This is a genomic window from Vibrio sp. H11 (assembly GCF_004804295.1).
GTDB lineage: Bacteria > Pseudomonadota > Gammaproteobacteria > Enterobacterales > Vibrionaceae > Vibrio > Vibrio ostreae.
Window position 1 is genome coordinate 87,847 of sequence record NZ_SSHN01000008.1, and the last position, 23,566, is coordinate 111,412.

Annotated in this window: 19 protein-coding genes; 10 read left to right on the forward strand and 9 right to left on the reverse strand. The window is 51.9% G+C overall.

The window, feature by feature from the left end; genetic code table 11:
* The first annotated feature begins 178 nt into the window (after window positions 1-178).
* The gene (lpdA, locus tag E6C74_RS13640) at window positions 179-1,606 is read left to right on the forward strand and encodes a dihydrolipoyl dehydrogenase (RefSeq protein WP_136486114.1); all 1,428 of its coding nucleotides are present in this window, start codon (window positions 179-181) and stop codon (window positions 1,604-1,606) included.
* A gap of 173 nt (window positions 1,607-1,779) precedes the next feature.
* On the opposite strand, the gene E6C74_RS13645 is transcribed toward lpdA, so the two are convergent.
* A complete protein-coding gene (locus E6C74_RS13645) occupies window positions 1,780-2,394 on the reverse strand; it encodes a LuxR/HapR/OpaR family quorum-sensing transcriptional regulator (protein WP_136486116.1) in 615 nt (204 codons plus the stop codon).
* A 434-nt stretch (window positions 2,395-2,828) separates the two neighbouring features.
* Between E6C74_RS13645 and hpt the strand changes: the two genes are divergently transcribed.
* Window positions 2,829-3,362, forward strand: coding sequence for a hypoxanthine phosphoribosyltransferase (gene hpt, locus E6C74_RS13650; protein ID WP_136486118.1), 534 nt, complete (start codon window positions 2,829-2,831; stop codon window positions 3,360-3,362).
* Between the two features lie 61 nt (window positions 3,363-3,423).
* Here hpt and can read toward each other — a convergent pair whose 3' ends face one another.
* Window positions 3,424-4,092, reverse strand: a complete 669-nt coding sequence (can, locus tag E6C74_RS13655) for a carbonate dehydratase (RefSeq protein WP_136486120.1) — start codon at window positions 4,090-4,092, stop codon at window positions 3,424-3,426.
* Between the two features lie 329 nt (window positions 4,093-4,421).
* On the opposite strand from can, the gene E6C74_RS13660 reads away from it, so the two are divergent.
* Window positions 4,422-5,339, forward strand: a complete 918-nt coding sequence (locus E6C74_RS13660) for an ABC transporter ATP-binding protein (protein ID WP_136486122.1) — start codon at window positions 4,422-4,424, stop codon at window positions 5,337-5,339.
* A gap of 7 nt (window positions 5,340-5,346) precedes the next feature.
* Window positions 5,347-6,117 carry an ABC transporter permease gene (locus E6C74_RS13665; RefSeq protein WP_136486124.1) on the forward strand — a complete coding sequence of 257 codons (771 nt, stop codon included), beginning with the start codon at window positions 5,347-5,349 and terminating at the stop codon, window positions 6,115-6,117.
* Between the two features lie 68 nt (window positions 6,118-6,185).
* Here E6C74_RS13665 and panC read toward each other — a convergent pair whose 3' ends face one another.
* The 7 genes from panC to sfsA all read right to left on the reverse strand — a co-directional run bounded on the left by panC (window position 6,186) and on the right by sfsA (window position 12,179).
* Window positions 6,186-7,064, reverse strand: coding sequence for a pantoate--beta-alanine ligase (gene panC / locus E6C74_RS13670; protein WP_136486126.1), 879 nt, complete (start codon window positions 7,062-7,064; stop codon window positions 6,186-6,188).
* A gap of 11 nt (window positions 7,065-7,075) precedes the next feature.
* Window positions 7,076-7,870, reverse strand: a complete 795-nt coding sequence (panB, locus tag E6C74_RS13675) for a 3-methyl-2-oxobutanoate hydroxymethyltransferase (RefSeq protein WP_136486128.1) — start codon at window positions 7,868-7,870, stop codon at window positions 7,076-7,078.
* On the reverse strand, window positions 7,867-8,376 hold the full coding sequence (folK, locus tag E6C74_RS13680; RefSeq protein ID WP_136486130.1) for a 2-amino-4-hydroxy-6-hydroxymethyldihydropteridine diphosphokinase: 510 nt from the start codon (window positions 8,374-8,376) through the stop codon (window positions 7,867-7,869). Before folK ends, panB begins: the two co-directional genes overlap by 4 nt.
* Window positions 8,373-9,737 (reverse strand): polynucleotide adenylyltransferase PcnB, encoded by a 1,365-nt coding sequence (pcnB, locus tag E6C74_RS13685; RefSeq protein ID WP_136486132.1) that lies wholly within the window; start codon window positions 9,735-9,737, stop codon window positions 8,373-8,375. Before pcnB ends, folK begins: the two co-directional genes overlap by 4 nt.
* Before the next feature lie 89 nt (window positions 9,738-9,826).
* Window positions 9,827-10,717 (reverse strand): tRNA glutamyl-Q(34) synthetase GluQRS, encoded by an 891-nt coding sequence (gene gluQRS / locus E6C74_RS13690; RefSeq protein ID WP_136486134.1) that lies wholly within the window; start codon window positions 10,715-10,717, stop codon window positions 9,827-9,829.
* Between the two features lie 134 nt (window positions 10,718-10,851).
* The gene (gene dksA / locus E6C74_RS13695; RefSeq protein WP_136486136.1) at window positions 10,852-11,298 is read right to left on the reverse strand and encodes an RNA polymerase-binding protein DksA; all 447 of its coding nucleotides are present in this window, start codon (window positions 11,296-11,298) and stop codon (window positions 10,852-10,854) included.
* 125 nt (window positions 11,299-11,423) lie between these two features.
* On the reverse strand, window positions 11,424-12,179 hold the full coding sequence (sfsA, locus tag E6C74_RS13700) for a DNA/RNA nuclease SfsA (RefSeq protein ID WP_136486138.1): 756 nt from the start codon (window positions 12,177-12,179) through the stop codon (window positions 11,424-11,426).
* Window positions 12,180-12,251: 72 nt separating this feature from the next.
* Between sfsA and hrpB the strand changes: the two genes are divergently transcribed.
* The 6 genes from hrpB to glnK all read left to right on the forward strand — a co-directional run bounded on the left by hrpB (window position 12,252) and on the right by glnK (window position 23,548).
* A complete protein-coding gene (gene hrpB, locus E6C74_RS13705) occupies window positions 12,252-14,714 on the forward strand; it encodes an ATP-dependent helicase HrpB (protein ID WP_136486140.1) in 2,463 nt (820 codons plus the stop codon).
* Window positions 14,711-17,134, forward strand: a complete 2,424-nt coding sequence (gene mrcB, locus E6C74_RS13710; protein WP_136486142.1) for a penicillin-binding protein 1B — start codon at window positions 14,711-14,713, stop codon at window positions 17,132-17,134. Before hrpB ends, mrcB begins: the two co-directional genes overlap by 4 nt.
* 114 nt (window positions 17,135-17,248) lie before the next feature.
* Window positions 17,249-19,495 (forward strand): patatin-like phospholipase family protein, encoded by a 2,247-nt coding sequence (locus tag E6C74_RS13715; RefSeq protein WP_276605445.1) that lies wholly within the window; start codon window positions 17,249-17,251, stop codon window positions 19,493-19,495.
* A gap of 308 nt (window positions 19,496-19,803) precedes the next feature.
* Complete coding sequence (gene acnB, locus E6C74_RS13720; RefSeq protein ID WP_136486146.1) at window positions 19,804-22,401, forward strand: bifunctional aconitate hydratase 2/2-methylisocitrate dehydratase; 2,598 nt, start codon at window positions 19,804-19,806, stop codon at window positions 22,399-22,401.
* Window positions 22,402-22,631: 230 nt separating this feature from the next.
* The gene (locus E6C74_RS13725; protein ID WP_136486148.1) at window positions 22,632-23,003 is read left to right on the forward strand and encodes a YacL family protein; all 372 of its coding nucleotides are present in this window, start codon (window positions 22,632-22,634) and stop codon (window positions 23,001-23,003) included.
* 206 nt (window positions 23,004-23,209) lie between these two features.
* Entirely contained in the window at window positions 23,210-23,548 is a 339-nt protein-coding gene (gene glnK / locus E6C74_RS13730; RefSeq protein ID WP_136486150.1) for a P-II family nitrogen regulator, read from the forward strand.
* Window positions 23,549-23,566 lie beyond the last annotated feature (18 nt).

Consider the following 23,566-nt stretch of genomic DNA (forward strand, 5'->3'; position numbering starts at 1 on the left):
TTTTCCCGTTGAATTGTCGTCTAGCTCACAGGCTACATGGATTTACTTTTCACACCTTTAACATCTCTGTAAACTGTTGCGGTCTGAAAAATAGTCGTTTAAGTCATTCGTTTAACAAACAAAACAAATAGATAAAACACCCATAGCCTGTTAGGGATATTGACTACAAGAGGTCGAAATGAGCAAAGAAATTAAAGCCCAGGTTGTAGTGCTAGGTGCCGGTCCTGCTGGTTACTCCGCTGCATTCCGTTGTGCAGACTTAGGTCTGGATACTGTACTTATCGAACGTTACAACACTCTGGGTGGTGTCTGTCTAAACGTGGGTTGTATCCCGTCGAAAGCGTTGCTGCACGTAGCGAAAGTTATCGAAGAAGCGAAAGCGCTGGCTGAGCACGGTATCGTGTTTGGCGAACCACAAACGGACATCGACAAGATCCGTCTGTGGAAAGAAAAAGTAATCAACCAGCTGACTGGCGGTCTTGGCGGTATGGCTAAGATGCGTAAAGTTAACGTAGTGAACGGCCTGGGTAAATTTACTGGTCCTAACTCTATCGAAGTGACCGGCGAAGACGGTACTACCGTTGTTAACTTCGACAACGCTATCGTAGCTGCAGGTTCTCGTCCTATCGAACTGCCTTTCATTCCACATGAAGACCCACGTATCTGGGACTCAACTGACGCACTGGAACTGAAAGAAGTACCACAAAAACTGCTGATCATGGGTGGCGGTATCATCGGCCTGGAAATGGGTACGGTTTACCACGCACTGGGTTCTCAAATCGACGTGGTTGAAATGTTCGACCAGGTTATCCCGGCGGCAGATAAAGACATCGTTAAAGTCTTCACTAAGCGTATCGCGAAGAAATTTAACCTGATGCTGGAAACTAAAGTTACTGCAGTTGAAGCGAAAGAAGACGGTATCTACGTTTCAATGGAAGGCAAGAAAGCGCCGGCTGAAGCTGAGCGTTACGACGCAGTACTTGTGGCAATCGGTCGTGTGCCAAACGGCAAACTACTGGAAGCTGAGAAAGCAGGTCTGGAAGTGGATGAGCGTGGTTTCATCAACGTTGATAAGCAAATGCGCACCAACGTACCACACATCTTCGCTATCGGTGATATCGTAGGTCAGCCAATGCTGGCGCACAAAGGTGTGCACGAAGGTCACGTAGCAGCAGAAGTGATTGCTGGTAAGAAACACTACTTCGATCCTAAAGTTATTCCTTCAATTGCTTACACTGAGCCAGAAGTGGCTTGGGTTGGTAAGACTGAGAAAGAAGCGAAAGCAGAAGGTCTGAACTACGAAGTAGCGACTTTCCCATGGGCTGCATCTGGCCGTGCTATCGCATCTGACTGCTCAGACGGTATGACCAAACTGATCTTCGATAAAGAGACTCACCGCGTTATCGGTGGTGCTATCGTAGGTACTAACGGTGGTGAACTGCTGGGTGAAATCGGTCTGGCGATCGAGATGGGTTGTGATGCTGAAGACATCGCTCTGACTATCCACGCTCACCCGACTCTGCATGAGTCTGTGGGTCTGGCATCAGAAGTGTTTGAAGGTACCATCACTGACCTGCCAAACGCAAAAGCGAAAAAGAAAAAGTAATTCTTTTGGCTTCGGCTGACGATATCTCGTCACGCAGATAGACAAAGCCGCTGATTCTGTCAGCGGCTTTTTTGTGTCTGTCGCGCTGCCTGGAGGGGAGCGGGTCAGCCGGAAAAACAGACAAAAAAATAGCGCCTGCAGGCGCTATTTTTTATCCGCTTATCGGCACAAGGTTACTGCTCTTTGTAGATACACAGCATGTCGAGATAGCTTTGCACCAGCTTAAGCACCTGACCTTCATCACGCACACGATTTGCCTGTACGAACAGTGAGTAGCAAACACCATGAAACAGGGTGGCCAGATCTTCAGAGTCATGCTGGTCACACACTTCACCACGCTCAATCGCCTTGGCAAACATGTTTTTCAGCAGCAGCTGGTTGGTGCGGTTGCTGGAGACAAACAGCGGCCACACTTCATCACGGGTCGAAGCACTCCACTCAAACCACACTTTCAGCCAGTGGCAATCATCGATTGCCAGTTTGACCATCTGCTCGGTGATGTTGCCAAGATTTTCTTTAGCGTGAGCATCGAGATCGATGTTGTCAGTGAGGAAGTTGGAAAACTGGCGTACTACATAAGTGAGCACGTCATCGACCAAATCTTCGCGAGTCGGGAAGTAGTTAAACACAGTAGCGACAGAAACCTGAGCGATTTCTGCGATATCGGCGTGACCGCCTCGACCAATCCCACGATTAGCAAAAACCTCCAGTGCAATTTCCATTAATTGCAGTTTACGTTTTTGCGGGGAAAGCCTGGTTCTGGGGCGTTTCTCGATAGATGCGTCCATAATTTTATTTCCTTGCCAATGGTTGTTAGCTGCGTTTTTTAGTAAACGCTAATGATTATATTGTTAATTGCTTGGTTAGCCCTATGAGTGTAATGGTGCATATGATTTAGGTCAACGTTTTGTGACTAAAAAATGTTCAAATCTATTAAATCTTTTTAAATTCAAGACGTTTAAATGGATTAAATTCTCACTAAAATGCAACTAATTGTATATTTGTGAGTCAGGTTGTGCGCTTTATGCACGCTAAGTGAGCGGGTTGTGAGTGGCTACGACCACGAACGGCTATCGCGCATAGGGTGGGGAAGTCGATACGGGTTGGCGCTGAGCAGAGGTTAACACCCACTGTCTGCGGTGTTACTATACGCAGCGAATGATTCAGCGACGCGGCAAATTGCCTTTCCAGATTGGGGTCGCATCAACAAAACGAGATTGGTATGAAACACACAGTTGAAGTAATGATTTCTGAACAAGAAGTTCAGGAACGTGTTCGCACGCTTGGTCAGCAGATCACTGAGCACTATCAGGGCAGCGAAGACCTGGTTCTGGTCGGCCTGCTACGTGGTTCTTTCGTATTTATGGCGGATCTGGCCCGTGCGATCAACTTGACCCATCAGGTCGACTTTATGACAGCGTCGAGCTATGGCAATACCATGGAAAGTTCACGCGATGTGCGTATCCTGAAAGATCTGGATGACGACATCAAAGGCAAGGATGTCCTGCTGGTCGAAGACATTATCGACACCGGTAATACGTTAAATAAAGTGAAAGAGATTTTGTCACTGCGCGCGCCGAAATCAATTCAGATCTGTACGCTGCTCGATAAGCCGTCACGCCGTGAAGTGAATGTTGATGTGAAGTGGATTGGTTTTGAGATCCCGGACGAGTTCGTGGTTGGTGTTGGTATCGACTACGCGCAGAAATATCGTCATCTGCCATTTATTGGCAAGGTCATTCCGCAGGAAGGCTGAATAAAGCGAACAATGCCCACTTTCAGTGGGCATTGTTGTCTCTGTGGTAGAAAGAACCCGTTCAGCGACACAGCAGCTTGTGCTGCGGATTCAAAATTTTCGCCATCGACTGATTGTAGCTGTCATCAATGCCTTCGCGACTGTGACAGCGCACGCCTAAGTATTCCAGCCGGCCATCGCCGATCCCGTATACCACGCCGTGCAGCTCGACATCCTGGCCACGTTGCCAGGCATTCTGTAAGATGGTCGAGTTACCCAGGTTATACACCTGTTCCGCGACGTTAATTTCAGCCAGTTTGTCTGAACGGTCTTCGGCAGGCATCTGGTCGAGGTAAGTGCGGTGCTTGAAATACAGATCGCGAATATGCAGTAGCCAGTTGTTGATAAGCCCCAGTTGCGGGTTGTCAATCGAAGCCGTTACGCCACCACAGCCGTAATGGCCACAGATGATGATGTGTTTGACTTTAAGTACGTCAACCGCATACTGAACCACTGACAGGCAGTTGAGGTCGGTATGAATGACCTGGTTGGCCACATTGCGGTGGACAAACAGTTCGCCGGAATACAGGCCGGTGAGTCGTTCAGCAGGGACGCGGCTGTCAGAGCAACCAATCCATAGAAAGTCGGGGTTTTGTCCTTCGGCTAACTGTCTGAAGTATTCAGGTCTTTCGGCTTTGATCGACTCTGACCACTTAGAGTTGTTGTCGAATAGTTGTTTAATCTCTGGCATTTTACTTCCCTTTATGAATTGCCCTGTTATCTCAGCACACCTGTTTTATTATAGGCACAACAACGCGTTCTGATATCAGATTGCAGGCTGGCCAACTATACACAAAGTCGCACAGGCAAGCTCTGACAAATTTCCCTCCAGAGTACTCATCTGAGCAGTGAAAGGAAGCGCAAATTTTGCAACGAATGATTGGTAAAACAGAAGATTACGTGGGATGTACTGCCAGTTTGCAGTGTAATGCCCGTAATCTATTTCCCGGGCAGGGTTGAAAATCATCCTGCTCAACAGCACATCTAGGATGTTCGAACACAAAGAGTTTTTAGTCTGCTATGTACGCATTAGAGATAGAAGAGCTGCGCAAAACCTATGCCGGTGGTTTTGAAGCACTCAAGGGCGTCAGTCTGAAAGTCAGTAAAGGTGACTTTTACGCCCTGCTCGGCCCAAACGGGGCGGGTAAATCGACCACTATCGGTATCATTTCCTCTCTGGTTAACAAGACCTCCGGTGGTGTGAAGGTGTTTGGTCACAATATTGATACCCATCTGGAGCAGGCCAAGCAGCATCTTGGTCTGGTACCGCAAGAATTTAACTTTAATCCGTTTGAAACGGTGGAGCAGATCGTGATGCAACAAGCCGGTTATTACGGCGTGTCACGCACTCTGGCCAAAGAGCGGGCGGAAAAGTACCTGACTCAGCTCGACCTGTGGGAAAAACGTAAAGAGCGGGCGCGTAATCTGTCGGGCGGGATGAAACGCCGTCTGATGATTGCCCGTGCGCTGATGCATGAGCCGCAACTGCTGATCCTTGATGAACCGACTGCCGGGGTGGATATTGAACTGCGCCGCTCAATGTGGGAGTTTCTCAAGAAAATCAACCAGCAGGGCATTACCATTATTCTGACCACTCACTACCTCGAAGAAGCGGAAATGCTGTGTCGCCACATCGGTATCATTAACCGCGGTGAACTGATTGAAAATACCACTATGAAAGCGTTACTGGGTAAGTTACAGGTTGAAACCTTCATTCTTGATATCGACGATGAAAGCAAACTGCAAACTCTGCAGGATGTGGTGTCGCAGCGTGTGGTTGAAGGTTCACTGGAGATTGAGTTGGCGAAAACCCAGGGCATGAATCACGTGTTTGCCCAGTTGTCGCAGATGGGCATCAATGTGATGTCGATGCGTAACAAGGCCAACCGTCTTGAAGAGCTGTTTGTCAGCATCGTACGCCAGCAGAGTGAGGGGTAATCATAGTATGTATCAGATTTACTGGACGGCGTTTCGCAGCCTGCTGCGCAAAGAGATCAAGCGTTTTACCCGTATCTGGGTGCAGACCCTGGTACCGCCGGCGATTACCATGAGCCTGTATTTCATCATTTTTGGCAATCTGATCGGCTCACGTATCGGTGAGATGAACGGCTTCACTTACATGGAATACATCGTGCCCGGTCTGATTATGATGTCGGTGATCACCAACTCGTATTCCAATGTTGCCTCGTCGTTTTTCAGCGCTAAGTTCCAGAAGAACATTGAAGAGTTGCTGGTTGCGCCGGTGCCTAACTACGTCATCATTGGTGGCTATGTGATGGGTGGAGTGGCGCGTGGCCTGCTGGTCGGTGCTATGGTGACCTTTGTATCGCTGTTTTTCGTTGATCTTAGTGTCGATCACTGGGGCATCATCACAGCGACCGTGTTCCTGACCTCTGTGGTGTTTGCTTTGGGCGGTCTGATCAATGCTGTGTTTGCCCGCTCGTTTGATGATATCTCCATCATTCCGACCTTTGTACTGACACCGCTGACCTATCTCGGTGGGGTGTTTTACTCCATCAGTCTGTTGCCTGATGTGTGGCAGGTGGTGTCGAAGATCAACCCGATTGTCTATATGGTCAACGCGTTCCGTTACGGCTTTTTGGGCGTCTCCGATGTGGATATTACCACCTCGTTCAGCGTGTTGGGCGTGTTTGTGGTACTGCTGTATGCGGTGGCTCATTACCTGGTCAGCAAAGGGCGCGGGTTACGCAGTTAAAGCGCACGTGTTTTGAGCAATAAAAAAGGTCAACCTCGGTTGACCTTTTTTGTATCCGGCGCAGCGTGTTACTCTTCTTCAGAGGAGGCTTTGGCTTCACTGAGATCCACCATCTGATTATCGATCAGACGTACTTTACCGAGGAAAGCCGACATCAGGATCACCGCCTGTTTGCTGTCGGCTGAGATTGGCAGCAGGGTACGGGCGTCGCGGATGAAAATTTCATCCGGCTCCAGATCCGCTGCGCGCAGCTGATCGATCGCATCTTCCACAATCGAGCTGTAATCAACCCGGCCGCCGCGAATCGCGCTGCTGATCCAGCGCATGGTGCGCGCCAGAACCGGTGCGCGCTGGCGCTCATCCAGAGTCAGCAGGTTATTGCGCGAACTCATTGCCAGGCCATCCATCTCACGTACGGTGGGTACACCAACGATCTCGAGATTGAGGCACAGATCGTCCACCATCTGGCGAATCACCGCCAACTGCTGATAATCTTTTTCGCCGAAGCAGGCCACATTCGGCTGCACGATGTTGAACAGCTTAGTGACGATCGTCGCCACGCCACGGAAGTGACCTGGACGCGAAGCGCCTTCCAGCATGTGCGATAAACCAGGTACTTCAACAAACGTCTGTTTATCCAGGCCGTACGGATACATGATGTCCGGCGTCGGGGTAAACACCAGATCGACTCCGGCAGCATTGAGTTTGCTCAGGTCGTCGTCCAGGGTACGAGGATAGTTGTTGAGATCATCGGCCCGTTCAAACTGCATCGGGTTGACAAAAATACTCACCACAACCACATCGGCCAGTTCACGTGCTTTGCGCACCAGCGTCAGGTGGCCTTCGTGCAAATTGCCCATCGTCGGAACAAATGCGATCCGGCGATCATCACGCTTATACTGTTTGATCTGCTCGCGCAGAGCGGAAATGTCAGCAAAAGTCTGCATGATTAACTCCTTTAGGCGATAGTATGTGCATCGTCAGGGAAAGCACCGCGCGTCACATCATCCATGTATTTCGCTACAGCCTTTCGCATATCCCCTGTTTCTGCGAGAAAGTTTTTCGAGAATTTCGGCATGTAGTTAGCCGAGATACCAAACATATCGTGCATGACCAGAATCTGGCCATCGGTAACATTACCTGCACCAATACCGATCACCGGCACATCAAGTAACTGGGTAATGCGTTGTGCCAGCGACGCCGGAACACATTCCAGCAGAATGATCTGGGCACCGGCTTCTTGCAGCGCCAGCGCATCTTTGACCATGCGATCGGCTTTATCCTGTTCACGGCCCTGAACCTTGTAGCCGCCAAAAATGTTCACCGATTGCGGAGTCAGGCCCAGATGGGCACAGACTGGAATCGCGCGCTCGGTCAACATTTTCACTGTGTCGACCAGCCAGTCACCACCTTCGATCTTCACCATGTTGGCCCCGGCACGAACGATTTTCGCCGCGTTTTCACACGCCTGCTCCGGCGTGGCGTAGCTCATAAAGGGCATGTCGGCCATCAGCAGGCAGTTCGGGCTGCCGGCTCGCACACAGCGGGTGTGATACACGATATCTTCTACTGTGACCGGCAAGGTGTCGCTTTGGCCTTGTAACACCATACCCAGAGAGTCACCGACCAACAGAACCGGCATCTCCTGGCTTTCAAACAGCTGGGCGAAACTGGCGTCGTAAGCGGTCGAGGTCGGGAATTTACGCCCTTCCTGTTTCCATTGCATCAGGTCATTAATGGTAATTTTTTTCATTTGTTGTCCTTACCAGGAGTTGGCGCATGCCAAATACTGAGCCCGTTACGCGGCACTGTGATTAACAGTTCGCTCAGCCCAGTCCCATCAGGGAGTTGTAAATTGGGTGCGATTTCTGCGAGCGGGTAAAGTACAAATTCACGCACTTTCATACCGTAATGAGGCACGATAAGTCGCTCGGACTCAATCACCTCATTGCCGTACAGCACGATATCCAGGTCGAGGGTACGTGGCCCCCAACGTTCGGCTTTACGAACTCGCCCGTGTTCCTGTTCGATTGCCTGGGTGCAATCTAACAGCTCCAGCGGGGTTAAGTCGGTTTCGATGGCGACGACCGCATTAATGTAATCCGGCTGGTCCTGTGGCCCCATCGGGGTGCTGCTATACAGCGACGAAGTCGCGATAAAACGCGACTTCGGGACAGATTTCAGTGCTTCAATGGCTTGTTTGGCCTGGGCCACCGGGTCACTTAGGTTACTGCCTACGGCGATATACGCTGTGATCATGACGAGGTTTTACTCTTTTTCTTACGTGGAGAGCGACGACGGCGCGAACTCGGTTTGCCTGTGGCTGTTGTGCCATCGAGATCCGTCACCATCGCCTGGCGCATATTGCGCCCTGCTGTCTGGAAGGTTTCCCACCAGTCAGCCAGTTGTTTGGTTTCACCGCCTTCCACTTCGCCGCGCATCTCAAGAAAATCGAAGCCGGCGCGGAATTTATTCAGCTCCATCAGACGGAACGCGCGCTTACCGGTGCGGCGTGGCAGACGCAGTTGCAATTGCCAGATTTCACGGATTGTTGCCGTGTGGCGACGCGGAATCGCGATGCGTTTTACCACTTCATCTAGGATGCGGTTGCTGGCTTCCATCACCGCATCGTAATCGTTGAAGTTGTGGCTGTGCATCAGCTCTTTGGCCTGCTCCATCATCGGATACCACAGCATGGCGGCAAACATGAAGGCCGGATTGATCCGTTTGCCTTCTTCAATGCGCTGATCAGTGGAATCCAGCGCCAGATCCAGCATCAGCTCGGTCTGGGAGTCGTACTCTTCGCTAAAATACTGCGCTATGGTCGGAAACAGCTGCTGGAACAGGTCATATTCACGCATCAGGTGATACGTTTCCAGGCCGTATCCGGATTGCAGCATTTTCAGCGACTCTTCATACAGACGCGCAGCCGGAATATCGCGCAGCAGCGGAGCCAGATGTTCAATTGGCGCCGCGGTCTCTTCTTCGATGTCGAAATCGAGTTTGACGGCAAAGCGGATGGCACGCAGCATCCGCACCGGATCCTCGCGATAGCGGGTCTCCGGATCGCCAATCAGGCGCACCAGCTTGTCTTCCATGTCTTCCCGGCCACCCGCATAATCGTGAATGCTGTAATCGGCGATGTTGTAGTACATGGCATTGATGGTGAAATCTCGGCGCTCGGCATCTTCATCGATGGTGCCGTAGACGTTGTCACGCAGCAACATGCCGGCTTCAGACTGCGAAGCGAGCTGCTTGTTGTTTTCCTGGTGATGGCCACGGAAGGTCGCCACTTCAATGATGTCACGCCCGAACATAATGTGGGCGAGACGGAAGCGACGGCCAATCAGCCGGCAGTTGCGAAACAGCTGACGAATTTGCTCCGGCGTCGCATTGGTGGCGACATCGAAATCTTTGGGCTTACCGCCCAGCAGTAAGTCACGCACGCCGCCACCGACCAGATACGCCTCAAAGCCTGCACCATGAAGACGGTACAACACTTTTAGCGCATTCTCGCTGATCTGCTCACGCGAGACATTGTGATCCTGGCGCGTAATAATATTCAGAGCGAGCTCTGGGTATACGCGTTGTTTGCTTGGTTCTAAATCGTTGTTATTCATGTGCATCTGACATTGATTGGTGTTGCCTATTCAAGCGTTTTCTGCACCTGCGCTGGCTTAAACGGGCCGAATTTGCGGCTAATAATAGCTTACACAGCGCCATTTGAGAATCGCGCTGTGATCTGGGTCGCTGTGGGCAGTTGTGCAACCTGCCAGTGCTGACATCCCCAAAGGATGATCGCCTCGACACTGCTATCCATGAAATCTTCTGGAATATCAAAGCCTAAAAAACGCATTGCCGCCAAAAGTGCCGGTTTGGGTGCGGCCGGATCTATGGCGGGTGCGTGATTCTGCTTGGAGAGTTTATTCCCGTTGTCATCGAGTGCCAAAGGCAAATGTAAGTAACTGACCGGGTTTTGTTTTAAAGTGTGATACAAGCTGATTTGCCGTCCGGTCGGTTCAATCAGATCGGCACCGCGTACCACTTCGGTCACGCCTTGATCGATATCATCCAGTACCACGGCCAGATTGTAGGCGAACAGGCCGTCACGACGTTTGATGATGAAATCTTCCTGCGCCAGTTCGGCTTGAATCGCAATCTCGCCGTGTTTGATATCATGAAATGCGAACACCGGACTATCCATACGTAGCCGGATGGCACACTCCGCGTTGATTGACAACGCTTTGTTACGACAGGTCCCGGGATAAAAACCGCCCGCCGCTTTGATTTGCTTACGGGTACACTGACAGGCATAGGCCTGGCCGCTAGTCAGCCAAGCGTCGATTTGCGCCTGATATAAGTCATGGCGCTGGCTTTGATAGACCACTTCGCCGTCCCAGTGCAGACCGTAGGCATCAAGTGCGTGCAGGATCCAGTCAGCGGCTCCCGGCATCTCACGTGGCGGGTCCAAATCCTCTATCCGTACCAGCCACTGTCCGTTGCGGGATTTGGCCTGGAAATAGCTCCCCAGCGCGGCAATCAGTGAGCCGAAGTGCAGGGGGCCTGAGGGAGAAGGGGCAAAGCGACCGATATAACTCATAGTGTTGAATATCTTGGTAATAAAACCGGGTTAGTGTAACCCAAAGTGCAAGCGTAGCACCATTATGCGCACCGGGTGGGGTGCGTACAAATAAAAAGGGAGCAATCTGCTCCCTTTTTATCATTCGATGGGGATTAACCCAGCATCTGCTTTTCTTTGATTTCTGCAAGTGTCTTACAGTCAATACACAGGTCAGCGGTCGGGCGAGCTTCCAGGCGACGTACGCCGATTTCTACCCCACAAGATTCACAAAAGCCAAAATCTTCTTCTTTGATCTTGTCTAAGGTCTTCTCGATTTTCTTAATCAAACGACGCTCACGGTCACGGTTGCGCAGTTCAAGGCTGAATTCTTCTTCCTGAGAAGCGCGGTCAACCGGATCCGGGAAGTTGGCTGCTTCATCCTGCATATGGTGTACAGTACGATCAACTTCTGCCCGCAGCTGGTTACGCCAGGCTTCTAAAATTTTTGTAAAATGAGCGATCTGCTCAGGTGACATGTACTCTTCACCTGGTTTTTCCTGATACGGCTCAACACCTGCAATGGCTAGGATGCCTAGCGTTTTCTTTTTGGACTCTTGCATACAGCATCTCCTACTAACACCTAGTCAACTGCGAGAGCAGTCAATTTAAGGCGGGTATCTATAGCAAAAAGAAGTGAGCGAGGCAAACACTCAATTATAAACTTATCTTCAATATCTAGCCCGCATCAATATTTTGTTGAATCCTGGGCAAAATCTATCGAAGAAACCAGTTGAATGTGGTGCTGGCAAAGTTCCGCTTTGTAGCACAGTACTTCGACACCCGCTTCTTGCGCCATTTGTAACAATCGTGAATAGTTCGCGTCTATATGGTGAGCGGGAGCGACTTTTTCAATACCTGAATGTAAAACAGTGAACAAAAGTACCGCTCTGCTCCCATTTCTGGCCATTTCTGTTAGCTCTCGCAGATGTTTCTGGCCTCGTGTGGTAACAGCATCCGGGAAGTAGCCCTGACCCGCGACAGGGGACTCTCCGTCAGGGTTTAAGTCGCCTTGCTGCAGCAGCGTGACACTTTTCACCTCTATATAACAGTGTGGACCGGATTCTGAGTTGAGCAAGATATCGATGCGGCTATTTTCATTGCCATATTTGACTTCGGTGCGTAACTGATCATAACCCTGCAGCTCTTTGATCGTACCATTTTGAATGGCTTCCACGGCCAGTTGGTTGGCGCGTGCGGTGTTGACGCAGATGCGGTGTCCGGCTGGCGTGTCGACCAGCTCCCAGCTGTGCGGATATTTGCGTTTCGGATTATCCGATGTCGAATACCATACCGTACTGCCGGGAATGGCGCAGCCGGTCATGGCACCGGTATTGGCGCAATGTATGGTCATGGTGTGATCATCGCCGGTGGTGACATCGGCCAGAAATCGTTTGTAGCGCTGGATCAAAGTCGCAGGCTGAAGAGGCGGGGAAAACTGCATAACTGACTCGTTTCGCTTCCATTACTGTTTTTATGTACAATATCGGCGCCATTAAAACACAAGGATATCCTCTTGTCACAATTGCCCATCGAAGCTGTGATTCCCGAATTACTCGCCGGAGTTCAGCGCTCACCGCAGGTGATCCTCAAAGCGGCCCCCGGAGCCGGTAAGTCGACCCATTTCCCGCTCGCATTGCTTAAAGCAGGCATAGTGGCCGGCAAGATAGTCATGCTGGAGCCACGCCGTCTGGCGGCGCGTAATATTGCCCGCTATCTGGCGCAGCAACTGGGTGAAAATGTCGGAGAGACCGTGGGTTACCGGGTACGCGGTGACAGCAAAGTCGGACGTCATACCCGGCTGGAAATTGTCACTGAAGGCATTATGACCCGGATGATTCAACATGATCCCGAACTCGATGGTATCGATGCGCTGATTTTTGACGAGTTTCATGAGCGCAGTCTGCATGCCGATACTGCGCTGGCATTCAGCCTGGAAGTGCAGGCGGCGCTGCGTGACGATCTGAAAATCATCGTCATGTCGGCCACGCTGGATCAGCACGCATTGCAAAATCTGTTGCCGCAAGCCAGTTATGTGGAATCGCAAGGGCGCAGTTATCCGGTGCAGATACGTTATCAGCCGGGCACAGTTAATCAACCCTTAGTGGCGGCAATGGAGAAGCAGATCCGCACGTTAATGGCACAGGAAACGGGCTCACTGCTGGCGTTCTTGCCGGGCGCGGGCGCGATTGTACAACTGGCAAATAACCTGCGCGATCTGGCCGCCGATATTGATGTCTGTCCGCTGTATGGTCAGCTCAATTTTAGTGAGCAGCAGCAGGCAATAGCACCGGCAGTTGCCGGACGACGTAAAGTCGTGCTGGCCACCAATATTGCCGAAACCTCGCTCACCATCGAAGGCATTCGTCTGGTGCTCGACAGTGGCCTGGAGCGGCGCGCGCGTTTTGATCTCAAAACCGGTATTACCCGTCTGGAGCAGGTGCGTATCGCCCAGTCTTCAGCCGAGCAGCGCGCTGGTCGTGCCGGTCGTCTCGAAGAGGGGATCTGCGTGCGCCTCTACAGTGAAGCGCAACTGAAGCAACAGCCGCAGGTACCGGTAGCGGAAATTATGCAAAGCGATTTGGCCCCTTTGGCGCTGGAGCTGGCTCAGTGGGGCGCGCAGGATGTCAGCGAATTGCAGTGGCTGGATGTTCCGCCCGCCGTGGCGCTGAGCCAGGCACGCAGCCTGCTGGCGGCACTCGATCTGATGGACAGCCGCCAGCAACTGACCGCATCGGGGAAAGAGGCGCATGCCTTGGGTGTGGAGCCTCGAATCGCGGCCATGTTGCTGGCTGCCCGCCAGCATGGTGAAGCCTGTCTGTACAGCGCATTAGCACTGGCGGCGCTGCTCGAAGAACCTGAACGTCAGGTGTTCGATGTCAGTCACAGTCTGCAGCGCTGGCAGCAGGGGCGCCATCCGCACAGCAAAGTGCTGCATCAGCGCGCGACAGCCCTGGCGCACAAACTCGATAGCGGCTTTGCACTGCGTGCGGTTAAGCCGTCTCAGCTGGCGCAAGTGGCGTGCCTGGCGTTTCCGGATCGAATCGCCCAGCAACGTGGTCAGCACGGTCAGTTCCTGCTCGCCAACGGCCACGGCGCGGTAATTGCAGACGATCAGCCTCTGGCGGGCAGTGACTATGTCATCGCTCTGGATGTGATGCGCAGCCAGCAGCAGTCAAGCCAGGTTTTCAGTGCCCTGGAGCTCGATATGACTGCGCTGCAGCAAACATTCGGCCTGCTGTTCAGCACTCAGGAGCGGGTCGACTGGGATGACAAAGCCGGACGTCTGGTGGCAGAGAAACAGCTCCGCATCGGGCAACTGGTGATTGAACGCGAGGCTTTGCCTGCCCCGGCACCGGAAAAAATGACACAAGCTTTGCTTAATTATGTCGAACGTAAAGGGCTGGCAGTATTACAGTGGGGCGAAACGACGACCGAATGGCTGACCCGGGTTCGTTGTGGCTGTGAATGGTTACCGGAAGAGGCGTGGCCGGATATGAGCGAGCAGGCGTTACTGCGTGACCTTAATCAGTGGTTAGAGCCTTATCTGAGCGGGATTCGCTCGGTTAAAGAGCTAAATAAAGTGCCAGTGCTGGACGCCTTAAAAGCTCGTTTAGGCTGGCCCTTGCACCAGCAGCTGGATGAATGGCTGCCGGTCGAGCACCGCTTGCCCACCGGTTCGAGCAAAAAGATCCGCTATCAGGTCGGGATGGACCCGGTCTTGTCGGTGCGCATGCAGGAAGTGTTTGGCGAGCAGAGTACGCCACTGGTCGCCAAAGGCCGCAAGGCCATCGTGATGGAACTACTGTCTCCGGCTCAGCGCCCGCTGCAGGTCACCCGTGATTTGGCAGGCTTCTGGCGTGGGGCATATAAAGAAGTGCAGAAAGAGATGAAAGGGCGTTATCCCAAACATGTGTGGCCTGATGACCCGGCTAACCACACCGCGACGACCAAAACCAAGCGACAACTGAATTCATGAGTAGAAAAAGCGATACCTCAAAAGGCGAAAGCCGCACAAATCAGGCGGCGAAAAGTGATGCTTCTAAAAGCAATGCATCTAAAAGTCGTGCGCCGAAAAAGCGTGCGGCGCGTAAACCCAGCGCAGGCAAAGCGTCTAATGGTGGCAAAAAACCGGGCAAGCCTTCGTGGAAGCGGCGTTTGTGGAGTCTGAGCTGGAAAGCGGGACTGGCTCTGGCCGCCGTTTTGCTGTTCACCGGGATCTATCTCGACAGCATGATCAAACAGCGTTTTGAAGGCCAGTTGTTCGAATTGCCGACCGTGGTGTACGCGCGCATTCTGACCCTGGAGCCGGGCAGTGAAATCAGCATTGCCGAAATGCGCAATGAACTGGACGTGCTGAATTATCGCAAAGTGAGTCAGCCGCGTTATCCGGGCGAGTATTCTGCGTCATCGACCCGGATCGAAATGATTCGCCGTCCGTTTGAATTTGCTGACGGTCCTGAGCCGGACCGGCATGTAATGCTGTTTTTTGACGGTAACCAACTGACCCGGATTCAGTCGCTGGAGAAAAGAGGCGATCTGGGTTACCTGCGGATTGAACCGAAAATGCTCGGCATGCTGGAAAAGAACACCGCAGAGCAGCGCTTGTTTCTGCGTCGCGAGCAGTTTCCTGAGGTAATGATTGATGCTCTGCTGACCACAGAAGATCGCAACTTTTATCAGCATGATGGGGTGTCGCCGATGGCGATTGCCCGCGCTATGCTGGCTAACCTTAAAGCTGGCCGCACTGTCCAGGGCGGCAGTACCCTGACCCAGCAGCTGGCCAAAAACATCTTCCTGTCGAGCGATCGTACGCTGTGGCGCAAGCTGCGCGAAGCCTATATGGCGCTGATCATTGATTATCGTTACAGCAAAGACCGAATCCTCGAAGCTTACCTCAATGAAGTGTATCTCGGCCAGAACGGCAACGAAGCGGTGCATGGCTTTGGTCTGGCATCGCGCCTGTACTTTGGTCAGCCGCTGCAAGAGCTGCGGCTTGACCAACTGGCACTGCTGGTGGGCATGGTGAAAGGCCCGTCGTACTACAATCCGATGCGTTACCCTGAGCGGGCCAAAGAGCGCCGCGATCTGGTGCTCAAGCTCTTAATGGATCAGGACTTGCTCAACGCCAAGCAGTACGAGCAGGCAGTGAGTCGGCCGCTGGATGTGCAAAAGCATGCCCGTATTGCCAGCCGTCAGCCGGCTTATTTCCAACAGTTATCGATTGAGCTGAAAGACAAGCTGGGTGATGTATTTAAGTCGGATACCGGTTTACGGGTATTTACCTCACTGGATCCTGTGTCGCAGGATAAGCTCGAAGCGGCGGTGGAAAATCAGGTGCCGATTCTCGCCAAGCGCGCAGGGAAAGAGCTGGAAGCCGCCGCAATTGCTGTGGATCGTCACAGTGGTGAAATTCGCGCCATGGTTGGCGGAAGACGCACCGGTTATGACGGTTTTAATCGCGCGCTGAACGCCAGCCGCCCGATTGGTTCGCTGGTTAAGCCGGCGGTGTACATGACGGCCCTCGAACAACCGGAAAAATATTCTCTTGCGACCACTTTGATCGATAAACCGATTACTTTGCAGGGCAGTGAAGGTACCACCTGGTCGCCGCGCAATTTCGATCGTCAGTATCGCGGTGAAGTGCCGCTCTATCTGGCGCTGGCCAAGTCACTCAATGTGCCGACAGTCAGGCTGGGTATGCAACTGGGTATCGACAACGTGTCGCAGACCCTGACCAAGCTGGGCGTGAACCGCGATGAAATTCGTCCGGTGCCATCGATGTTGCTCGGATCATTTTCCCTGACACCGTTCCAGGTCGCGCAGATGTACCAGACCGTGACCAACTCAGGTAAAAAAGCCAGGCTGTCGGCACTGCGTTCTGTGCTCGATCTACAGGGTAATGTGCTGTACCAGTCGATTCCGTCGGTGTCACAAGCGGTGGATCAGCAGGCGGCGTGGCTGACAACCTATGCGATGAAGCGCGGTGTGCTGGAAGGGACCGGACGCTATCTCAACAGCCAGTTTGGCTGGGCGGCACTGGCCGGTAAAACTGGCACCAGCAGTGACAGCCGCGATAGCTGGTTTGTCGGCGTAGACGGGCGTGAAGTGACCACTATCTGGCTGGGACGTGATGACAACAAACCAACCCAGCTGACCGGCGCGAGCGGGGCGCTGCGGGTGTATGCCGATTACCTGCGTTACCGTATTCCGCAGCAGTTGATACTGCCTTGGCCACAACAGATTGCGACCGTTGGTTTTGCCGCCAACGGTGACGGCGGTTTGCAGCTTGATTGTGATAACGACAATAAGCTGCCGGTTTGGGATGTGGCAGGGGAGTGGAAGAAGCAGTGTGAAAACCGCCCGACCCAATGGCTGAAAAAACTCTTTCAGTGGTGATGCCACGCCGCTATAGTGTTTCGATTATCGGCACTTAGGACTTAAGGACACTGCGTGATACGTTGCCTGCTCAGTATTGTTGTTATTACTCATCTGCTCTGGCCCGGCACGAGTCTGGCACAAGCGCAAGACTCAAAAGCCATCGTTGAGCTGGGACATCCCCGGCCCAAGGTCGCTCTGGTGCTGGCCGGAGGCGGTGCCAAAGGTGCTGCTCATATGGGGGTGCTGAAAGCGCTGGAGGAGCTGAAGGTTCCGGTAGATATCGTGCTTGGCACCAGCATGGGGGCTTATGTCGCTGGCCTTTATTCGACCGGTATGAGTGCCGATGAAGTCGAAAGTGTGATTTACAATGTCGACTGGAGCCAGGGCTACCGTGATCGGGTTAGCCGTAGTCAGCGCCGGGTGCGTGATAAAGAGTATGAAGACCGTTATCAGTTGACCACAGATCTCGGGGTCGGCGCCGATGGGGTGCGAGCGCCGCGTGGCGTGGTGCAGGGCCAGAATATGCTGCGCATTCTACGTGAAACTTCAGGTAACCTGCCGCCGTTTGACTCATTTGACGATCTGCCGGTACCGTTTCGGGCTGTCGCCACCGATATCATTAAACTGGATCAGGTAGTGCTGGATAAAGGTTATCTGGTCGATGCCATGATGGCCAGTATGTCGGTACCGGGCGCATTGCCGCCATATCAGATTGACGGCCGTCTGCTGGTCGATGGTGGTGTGACCAACAATATGCCGGTCGATGTGGCGCGTGCCATGGGGGCGGATGTGGTGATCGCGGTCGATATCAGCACCGATTACAAAAATGAAGAAGCTTTTACTACCTTCCTGACTGTGGCCGATCAGCTGTCTAACTATCTGGTCCGCCGCAGTACCGAACTTCAGGCGGAGACGCTCAGTGGTGACGATGTGCTGCTGCGCCCCCAGGTTGGTCTGATGGAAACGACCGACTTTGATAAAATGCCGCAGGCGTTTGCTAAAGGTTATCAGGCTGCAATGGAAAGCCGCGCACTGCTGGAAAAACTCGCGCTGTCGAGTGCCGATTACCAGCACTATATCGACCATAAAGAAGAGCGGCGTCGCGGTCTGACTTATGGTGATGAAATTAAAGTCGATAACATCATTATTAATAACTTCTCCCATTACTCGGACCAGATGCTGAAAAAACGGCTTGATTTGCCTCCTGGTGAGGTGCTGTCGAGCGAGCAGATTGAAGCCGGGGTACAAAACCTCTACGCACTGGATCGCTTTAAACTGATCCGTTACCAGTACGAAGAGCAGAACGGGGCTAATAATCTGGTCATTGATGTCAATGAGAAGCCCTGGGGGCCGAATTATCTTAATTTCCGTTTCTTTCTCGAAGATGATTTTAATACCGAGAGCCAGTACTCCGTTGGTGCTTCACTCAACTTCACCGATATCAGTGCCAACGGCGCTGAACTGGCGCTGAACTTTGATATCGGTACCGATAAGCTGGTCGAGGCTGAACTTTACTCGCCGTTATGGTCTGATCAGAAAGTGTTTGCGACCGCCAAAGTCCGTCTCACCGATGAACGGCGCAGTATGCCGGTGACCGGCTTTGACGACACCACACTGTCGGCAAGTCGTAACTTTCTGCCGGTCGATTATGAAGCCGTGATGGGTGAGCTGGGTATCGGCTATCAGGATACCTTGTGGCGCGGATTTAAAATCGGCGGGCGCTATACCGAAGGGTCAGCGAACTATTCTACCTTGCCGGATTATGCCGATATGGATTTTACCCGTCAGGGGGTGTTTTTTAACTATCGAGTTGATTCACTGGATGATTTCAGTCTGCCACGCGACGGTTTTTACATTAATCTGGAATATCTGATTTCCCATGATGATCTGAGTGCCAACGACATCGGCGTGGTTACCGATTCCTCGGATACCGTGTATGAGCTGAGCGCCAAAATGATCGCGGCGCACAGTTTTGATCGTCATACTTTGGTCGGCAACATAGATTATGGCGAAGTGCGCAGTAAAAACTCCTCAACTCCGATTGAACCGAAAAGCATTGGTGGCTTTCTCAATTTGTCCGGGATCGGGCGTAATAGTCTGATTGGTCAGAATAAAGCTTATGCCAATCTGGTTTATCGCTATCGTTGGTTCGACAACGATTTTGGCCTGTTTACCTCGCCGGTTTATCTTGGCGCTTCAATTGAATACGGTGGTGTCTGGTCGGATCCGGACATCGACATCGGAAATGCCCCTTTATATGCGGCAAGTTCACTATTTGCTGGAGTTGATTCTCCTATCGGCCCGATAATGTTCGGTTATGGGCGAACAGAGCAGAATTTTGATTCACTGTATCTGATTCTGGGTACTACATTTAAGTAACAATCGGTGGTGCGGGTGTGTGACTTCTACCCGCTGTGCTGTATTATTGCTAACCGGGCGCAGGGATTGCGGCAATGAACGTCAGCGTTTTGGCTAGGACTTTAGTCGTAAGTTGCTATGTTGGTCAAAATGATGAGATTTTAATTTATCGTTAATTTTGCTATCCTATCGCCCACAGTTTGGCCTCCTAGGGCGCTGTTTCTCAGTCAAATTTGAATGAAAACATGGGCAACGGAGAGCCAAGTTTCCAAGGATGTTCACTCACCTTTCAATAATAATTGGGTGAACCGCAATGAGAGGAAAAAGTCGTGCTTGAAGCCTACCGTAAACACGTCGAAGAGCGTGCTGCTGAAGGAGTTGTACCTAAACCCCTAGACGCTGAGCAAGTCGCTGGACTTGTTGAACTGCTAAAAAATCCGCCGCAGGGAGAAGAAGAGTTCATTCTTGATCTGCTGGAAAACCGAATTCCTCCAGGCGTTGATGAAGCAGCTTATGTCAAAGCGGGTTTCCTGACAGCAATCACTAAAGGCGAAGTATCATCTCCACTGGTTAGTCGTGAAAAAGCCGCTACCCTGCTGGGCACCATGCAAGGTGGTTACAACATCGAACCTCTGGTGTCTCTGCTTGATGACGCCGAGTTGGCACCTATCTCTGCAAAAGCGCTGTCTCAAACTCTGCTGATGTTCGACGCATTCTACGATGTCGAAGAAAAAGCCAAAGCAGGTAATGCTTATGCCAAACAGGTGATGGAATCCTGGGCGGAAGCCGAATGGTTCCTGAAAAAACCTAAGCTGGCAGAAAAAATCACTCTGACTGTATTCAAAGTCACCGGTGAAACCAACACTGATGACCTGTCTCCGGCACCGGATGCCTGGTCTCGTCCTGATATCCCGGTCCACGCTCTGGCGATGCTGAAAAACGAACGCGATGGCATCCAGCCTGATGAGCCGGGCAAAGTGGGTCCGATTAAACAGATTGAAGCGCTGAAAGAGAAAGGCCATCAACTGGTTTATGTGGGCGACGTTGTCGGTACCGGTTCTTCCCGTAAGTCCGCTACTAACTCTGTGCTGTGGTTCATGGGGGATGATATCCCGAATGTACCAAACAAACGCGCGGGTGGTTTTGTTCTGGGCGGTAAGATCGCGCCAATCTTCTACAACACGATGGAAGATGCCGGTGCGCTGCCGATTGAACTGGACGTCGCAAAACTGAACATGGGCGATGTCATCGATGTTTACCCATATGAAGGTAAAGTGTGTGCACACGGCAGCGATGAAGTCCTGTCGACCTTCAAACTGAAAACTGACGTGCTGCTGGACGAAGTTCGTGCCGGCGGTCGTATTCCGCTGATCATCGGCCGTGGCCTGACTGACAAAGCTCGTCAGTCGCTGGGTCTTGAATCAAGCGATGTATTCTCGAAACCAGTACCGGTTGCCGATTCAGGTAAAGGCTTTACGCTGGCACAGAAAATGGTCGGTAAAGCGTGTGGCGTGGAAGGCATCCGCCCTGGTACTTACTGTGAACCTAAGATGACTACTGTCGGTTCTCAGGATACCACTGGTCCTATGACGCGTGACGAACTGAAAGATCTGGCGTGTCTGGGCTTCTCCGCAGATTTGGTGATGCAGTCTTTCTGCCACACCTCTGCGTATCCGAAACCGGTTGACGTTCAGACGCACCACACTCTGCCAGATTTCATCATGAACCGTGGCGGTGTATCACTGCGCCCTGGCGACGGTATCATCCACTCATGGCTGAACCGCATGCTGTTGCCTGATACTGTGGGTACCGGTGGTGACTCGCACACCCGTTTCCCTCTGGGTATCTCTTTCCCGGCAGGTTCTGGCCTGGTCGCTTTTGCGGCGGCAACCGGTGTGATGCCACTGGACATGCCAGAGTCAGTTCTGGTGCGCTTTAAAGGTAAGATGAAACCAGGTATCACACTGCGTGATCTGGTTCATGCTATCCCTTACTACGGTATCAAACAGGGGCTGCTGACAGTAGAAAAAGCCGGTAAGATCAACGAATTCTCTGGGCGTGTTCTGGAGATCGAAGGTCTTGAGCACCTGACGGTTGAACAGGCATTCGAACTGTCGGATGCATCGGCAGAACGTTCTGCTGCGGGTTGTACTGTGAAACTGTCGCCAGAGTCTATCTCTGAGTACCTGCAATCCAACATCACCATGCTGAAATGGATGATATCGGAAGGCTATGGCAATCGCCGTACCATCGAGCGCCGCATTAAGTCGATGCAAGAGTGGCTGGAGAAGCCTGAACTAATGGAAGCAGATAAAGATGCTGACTACGCACACGTGATCGAAATCGATCTGGCGGAAATCGATCAGCCGATCCTTTGTGCGCCAAACGATCCGGATGATGCACGCCTGCTGTCTGATGTTCAGGGTACGGCAATCGATGAAGTGTTCATCGGTTCTTGTATGACCAACATCGGTCACTTCCGTGCTGCAGGTAAACTGCTGGATAAATACAACGGTCAGCTTGAAACCCGTCTGTGGGTGGCTCCGCCAACCAAGATGGATAAAGATCAACTGATCGAAGAAGGTTACTATGGTATCTTCGGCCGTGCTGGGGTACGCATCGAAACTCCGGGATGTTCACTGTGTATGGGTAACCAGGCTCGCGTGGCAGATAAATCGACCGTCATGTCAACGTCTACCCGTAACTTCCCGAACCGTCTTGGTAACGGCGCGAATGTATTCCTGGCCTCGGCTGAACTGTCAGCGGTCGGTGCAATTCTGGGCCGCATTCCGACGAAGGAAGAGTACCTGCAGTATGCTGAGCAGATTGATGCGACGGCTGCCGATACTTACCGTTACCTGAACTTCCATCTGATGAGTGATTACACCCAGAAGGCGGATACGGTGATTTTCCAGGAACCGGCATAATGCTTCAGGCGTGACCTGATGGCATGACGAAAGCCGCTGCTCTGCAGCGGCTTTTTGTTATTTGCTTAAAAACATAAGCGGCTCCAAACACAAGCTGTTCGCGCTACCGGCTGAGAGGAAAGCTATATGCCCCCGATCACTTACCAGGCGATTTTGGTGCGATATTGTGACTCGTCACTGCCGGGAACAGACGTTATACTGCCGCCATTGATTGCCAGGCATGAATCACGATGGAATTCGAATTTACTAAAAACACTATGTTAGGTGAGTATTACGTCACCTGCAGTATGGAGCATCAAATTGTGGCCCGTTGGCTGCAGGAAGAGATTAGTCAGGATCGCACAAAAATCGAGCAAGTGTTGCATTTGGTGAAGCAGGCGCACCAATTTCCAGCACAGGAGTGGCAATGGGCGGGTAAAGAGATCTCACTGAGCCTGCTTGGTGCTGAAGTGACGGTACAGGATAATGCCTTGTCCTATGGGCATGATATTGAGTTAGAAAGTGAATTCGAATTGTATGAAAGCGAGAGTGTCGCTCAGTGTGGTCTGGAAGATTTTGAGTCTCTGCTGATGCAATGGCAGGCATTTTTAGGCGGATATTAAGTTTACCGCCTTAACAGAGTGCACTTTGTTGGTGAATGGCGAACATTTCGCCTTATTTTTGGGAAAGGGTTGCACCTAAACAGTGCAACCCTTTGTTGTTTTTGAAGCGAAATCTCACTATGTCATTGTAATTAAAGGTATTAAAAAGTTGGCACGTACCTTGGATTGTAGATATGTAAATGGACAACAGCTTCAGAGAGGACGCGATGAAACTCATTAACGCAATCATCAAACCATTTAAACTTGACGATGTACGTGAAGCCCTGGCTGATGTGGGCATCGAAGGGATGACCGTATCAGAAGTCAAAGGTTTTGGTCGCCAGAAAGGCCATACCGAGCTTTACCGTGGTGCGGAATACCAGGTAGATTTCCTGCCTAAGGTAAAAATCGAAATTGCTACACAAGCGGATAACGTTGATCGTGTTCTGGAAGCGATTATCAAAGCGGCACATACCGGTAAAATCGGTGACGGCAAAATTTTTGTTTATGACTTAAGCCACGCAGTTCGTATTCGTACCGGCGAAGCGGACGCGGAAGCACTTTAAGATTCAAAGGACTGGAGA

What these genes read in the sequence shown, in the direction of transcription:
- lpdA (WP_136486114.1), top strand. Translation starts at nt 179, where the DNA reads ATGAGCAAAGAAATTAAAGCCCAGGTTGTAGTGCTAGGTGCCGGTCCT.
- E6C74_RS13645 (WP_136486116.1), bottom strand. Translation starts at nt 2,394, where the DNA reads ATGGACGCATCTATCGAGAAACGCCCCAGAACCAGGCTTTCCCCGCAA.
- hpt (WP_136486118.1), top strand. Translation starts at nt 2,829, where the DNA reads ATGAAACACACAGTTGAAGTAATGATTTCTGAACAAGAAGTTCAGGAA.
- can (WP_136486120.1), bottom strand. Translation starts at nt 4,092, where the DNA reads ATGCCAGAGATTAAACAACTATTCGACAACAACTCTAAGTGGTCAGAG.
- E6C74_RS13660 (WP_136486122.1), top strand. Translation starts at nt 4,422, where the DNA reads ATGTACGCATTAGAGATAGAAGAGCTGCGCAAAACCTATGCCGGTGGT.
- E6C74_RS13665 (WP_136486124.1), top strand. Translation starts at nt 5,347, where the DNA reads ATGTATCAGATTTACTGGACGGCGTTTCGCAGCCTGCTGCGCAAAGAG.
- panC (WP_136486126.1), bottom strand. Translation starts at nt 7,064, where the DNA reads ATGCAGACTTTTGCTGACATTTCCGCTCTGCGCGAGCAGATCAAACAG.
- panB (WP_136486128.1), bottom strand. Translation starts at nt 7,870, where the DNA reads ATGAAAAAAATTACCATTAATGACCTGATGCAATGGAAACAGGAAGGG.
- folK (WP_136486130.1), bottom strand. Translation starts at nt 8,376, where the DNA reads ATGATCACAGCGTATATCGCCGTAGGCAGTAACCTAAGTGACCCGGTG.
- pcnB (WP_136486132.1), bottom strand. Translation starts at nt 9,737, where the DNA reads ATGAATAACAACGATTTAGAACCAAGCAAACAACGCGTATACCCAGAG.
- gluQRS (WP_136486134.1), bottom strand. Translation starts at nt 10,717, where the DNA reads ATGAGTTATATCGGTCGCTTTGCCCCTTCTCCCTCAGGCCCCCTGCAC.
- dksA (WP_136486136.1), bottom strand. Translation starts at nt 11,298, where the DNA reads ATGCAAGAGTCCAAAAAGAAAACGCTAGGCATCCTAGCCATTGCAGGT.
- sfsA (WP_136486138.1), bottom strand. Translation starts at nt 12,179, where the DNA reads ATGCAGTTTTCCCCGCCTCTTCAGCCTGCGACTTTGATCCAGCGCTAC.
- mrcB (WP_136486142.1), top strand. Translation starts at nt 14,711, where the DNA reads ATGAGTAGAAAAAGCGATACCTCAAAAGGCGAAAGCCGCACAAATCAG.
- E6C74_RS13725 (WP_136486148.1), top strand. Translation starts at nt 22,632, where the DNA reads ATGGAATTCGAATTTACTAAAAACACTATGTTAGGTGAGTATTACGTC.
- glnK (WP_136486150.1), top strand. Translation starts at nt 23,210, where the DNA reads ATGAAACTCATTAACGCAATCATCAAACCATTTAAACTTGACGATGTA.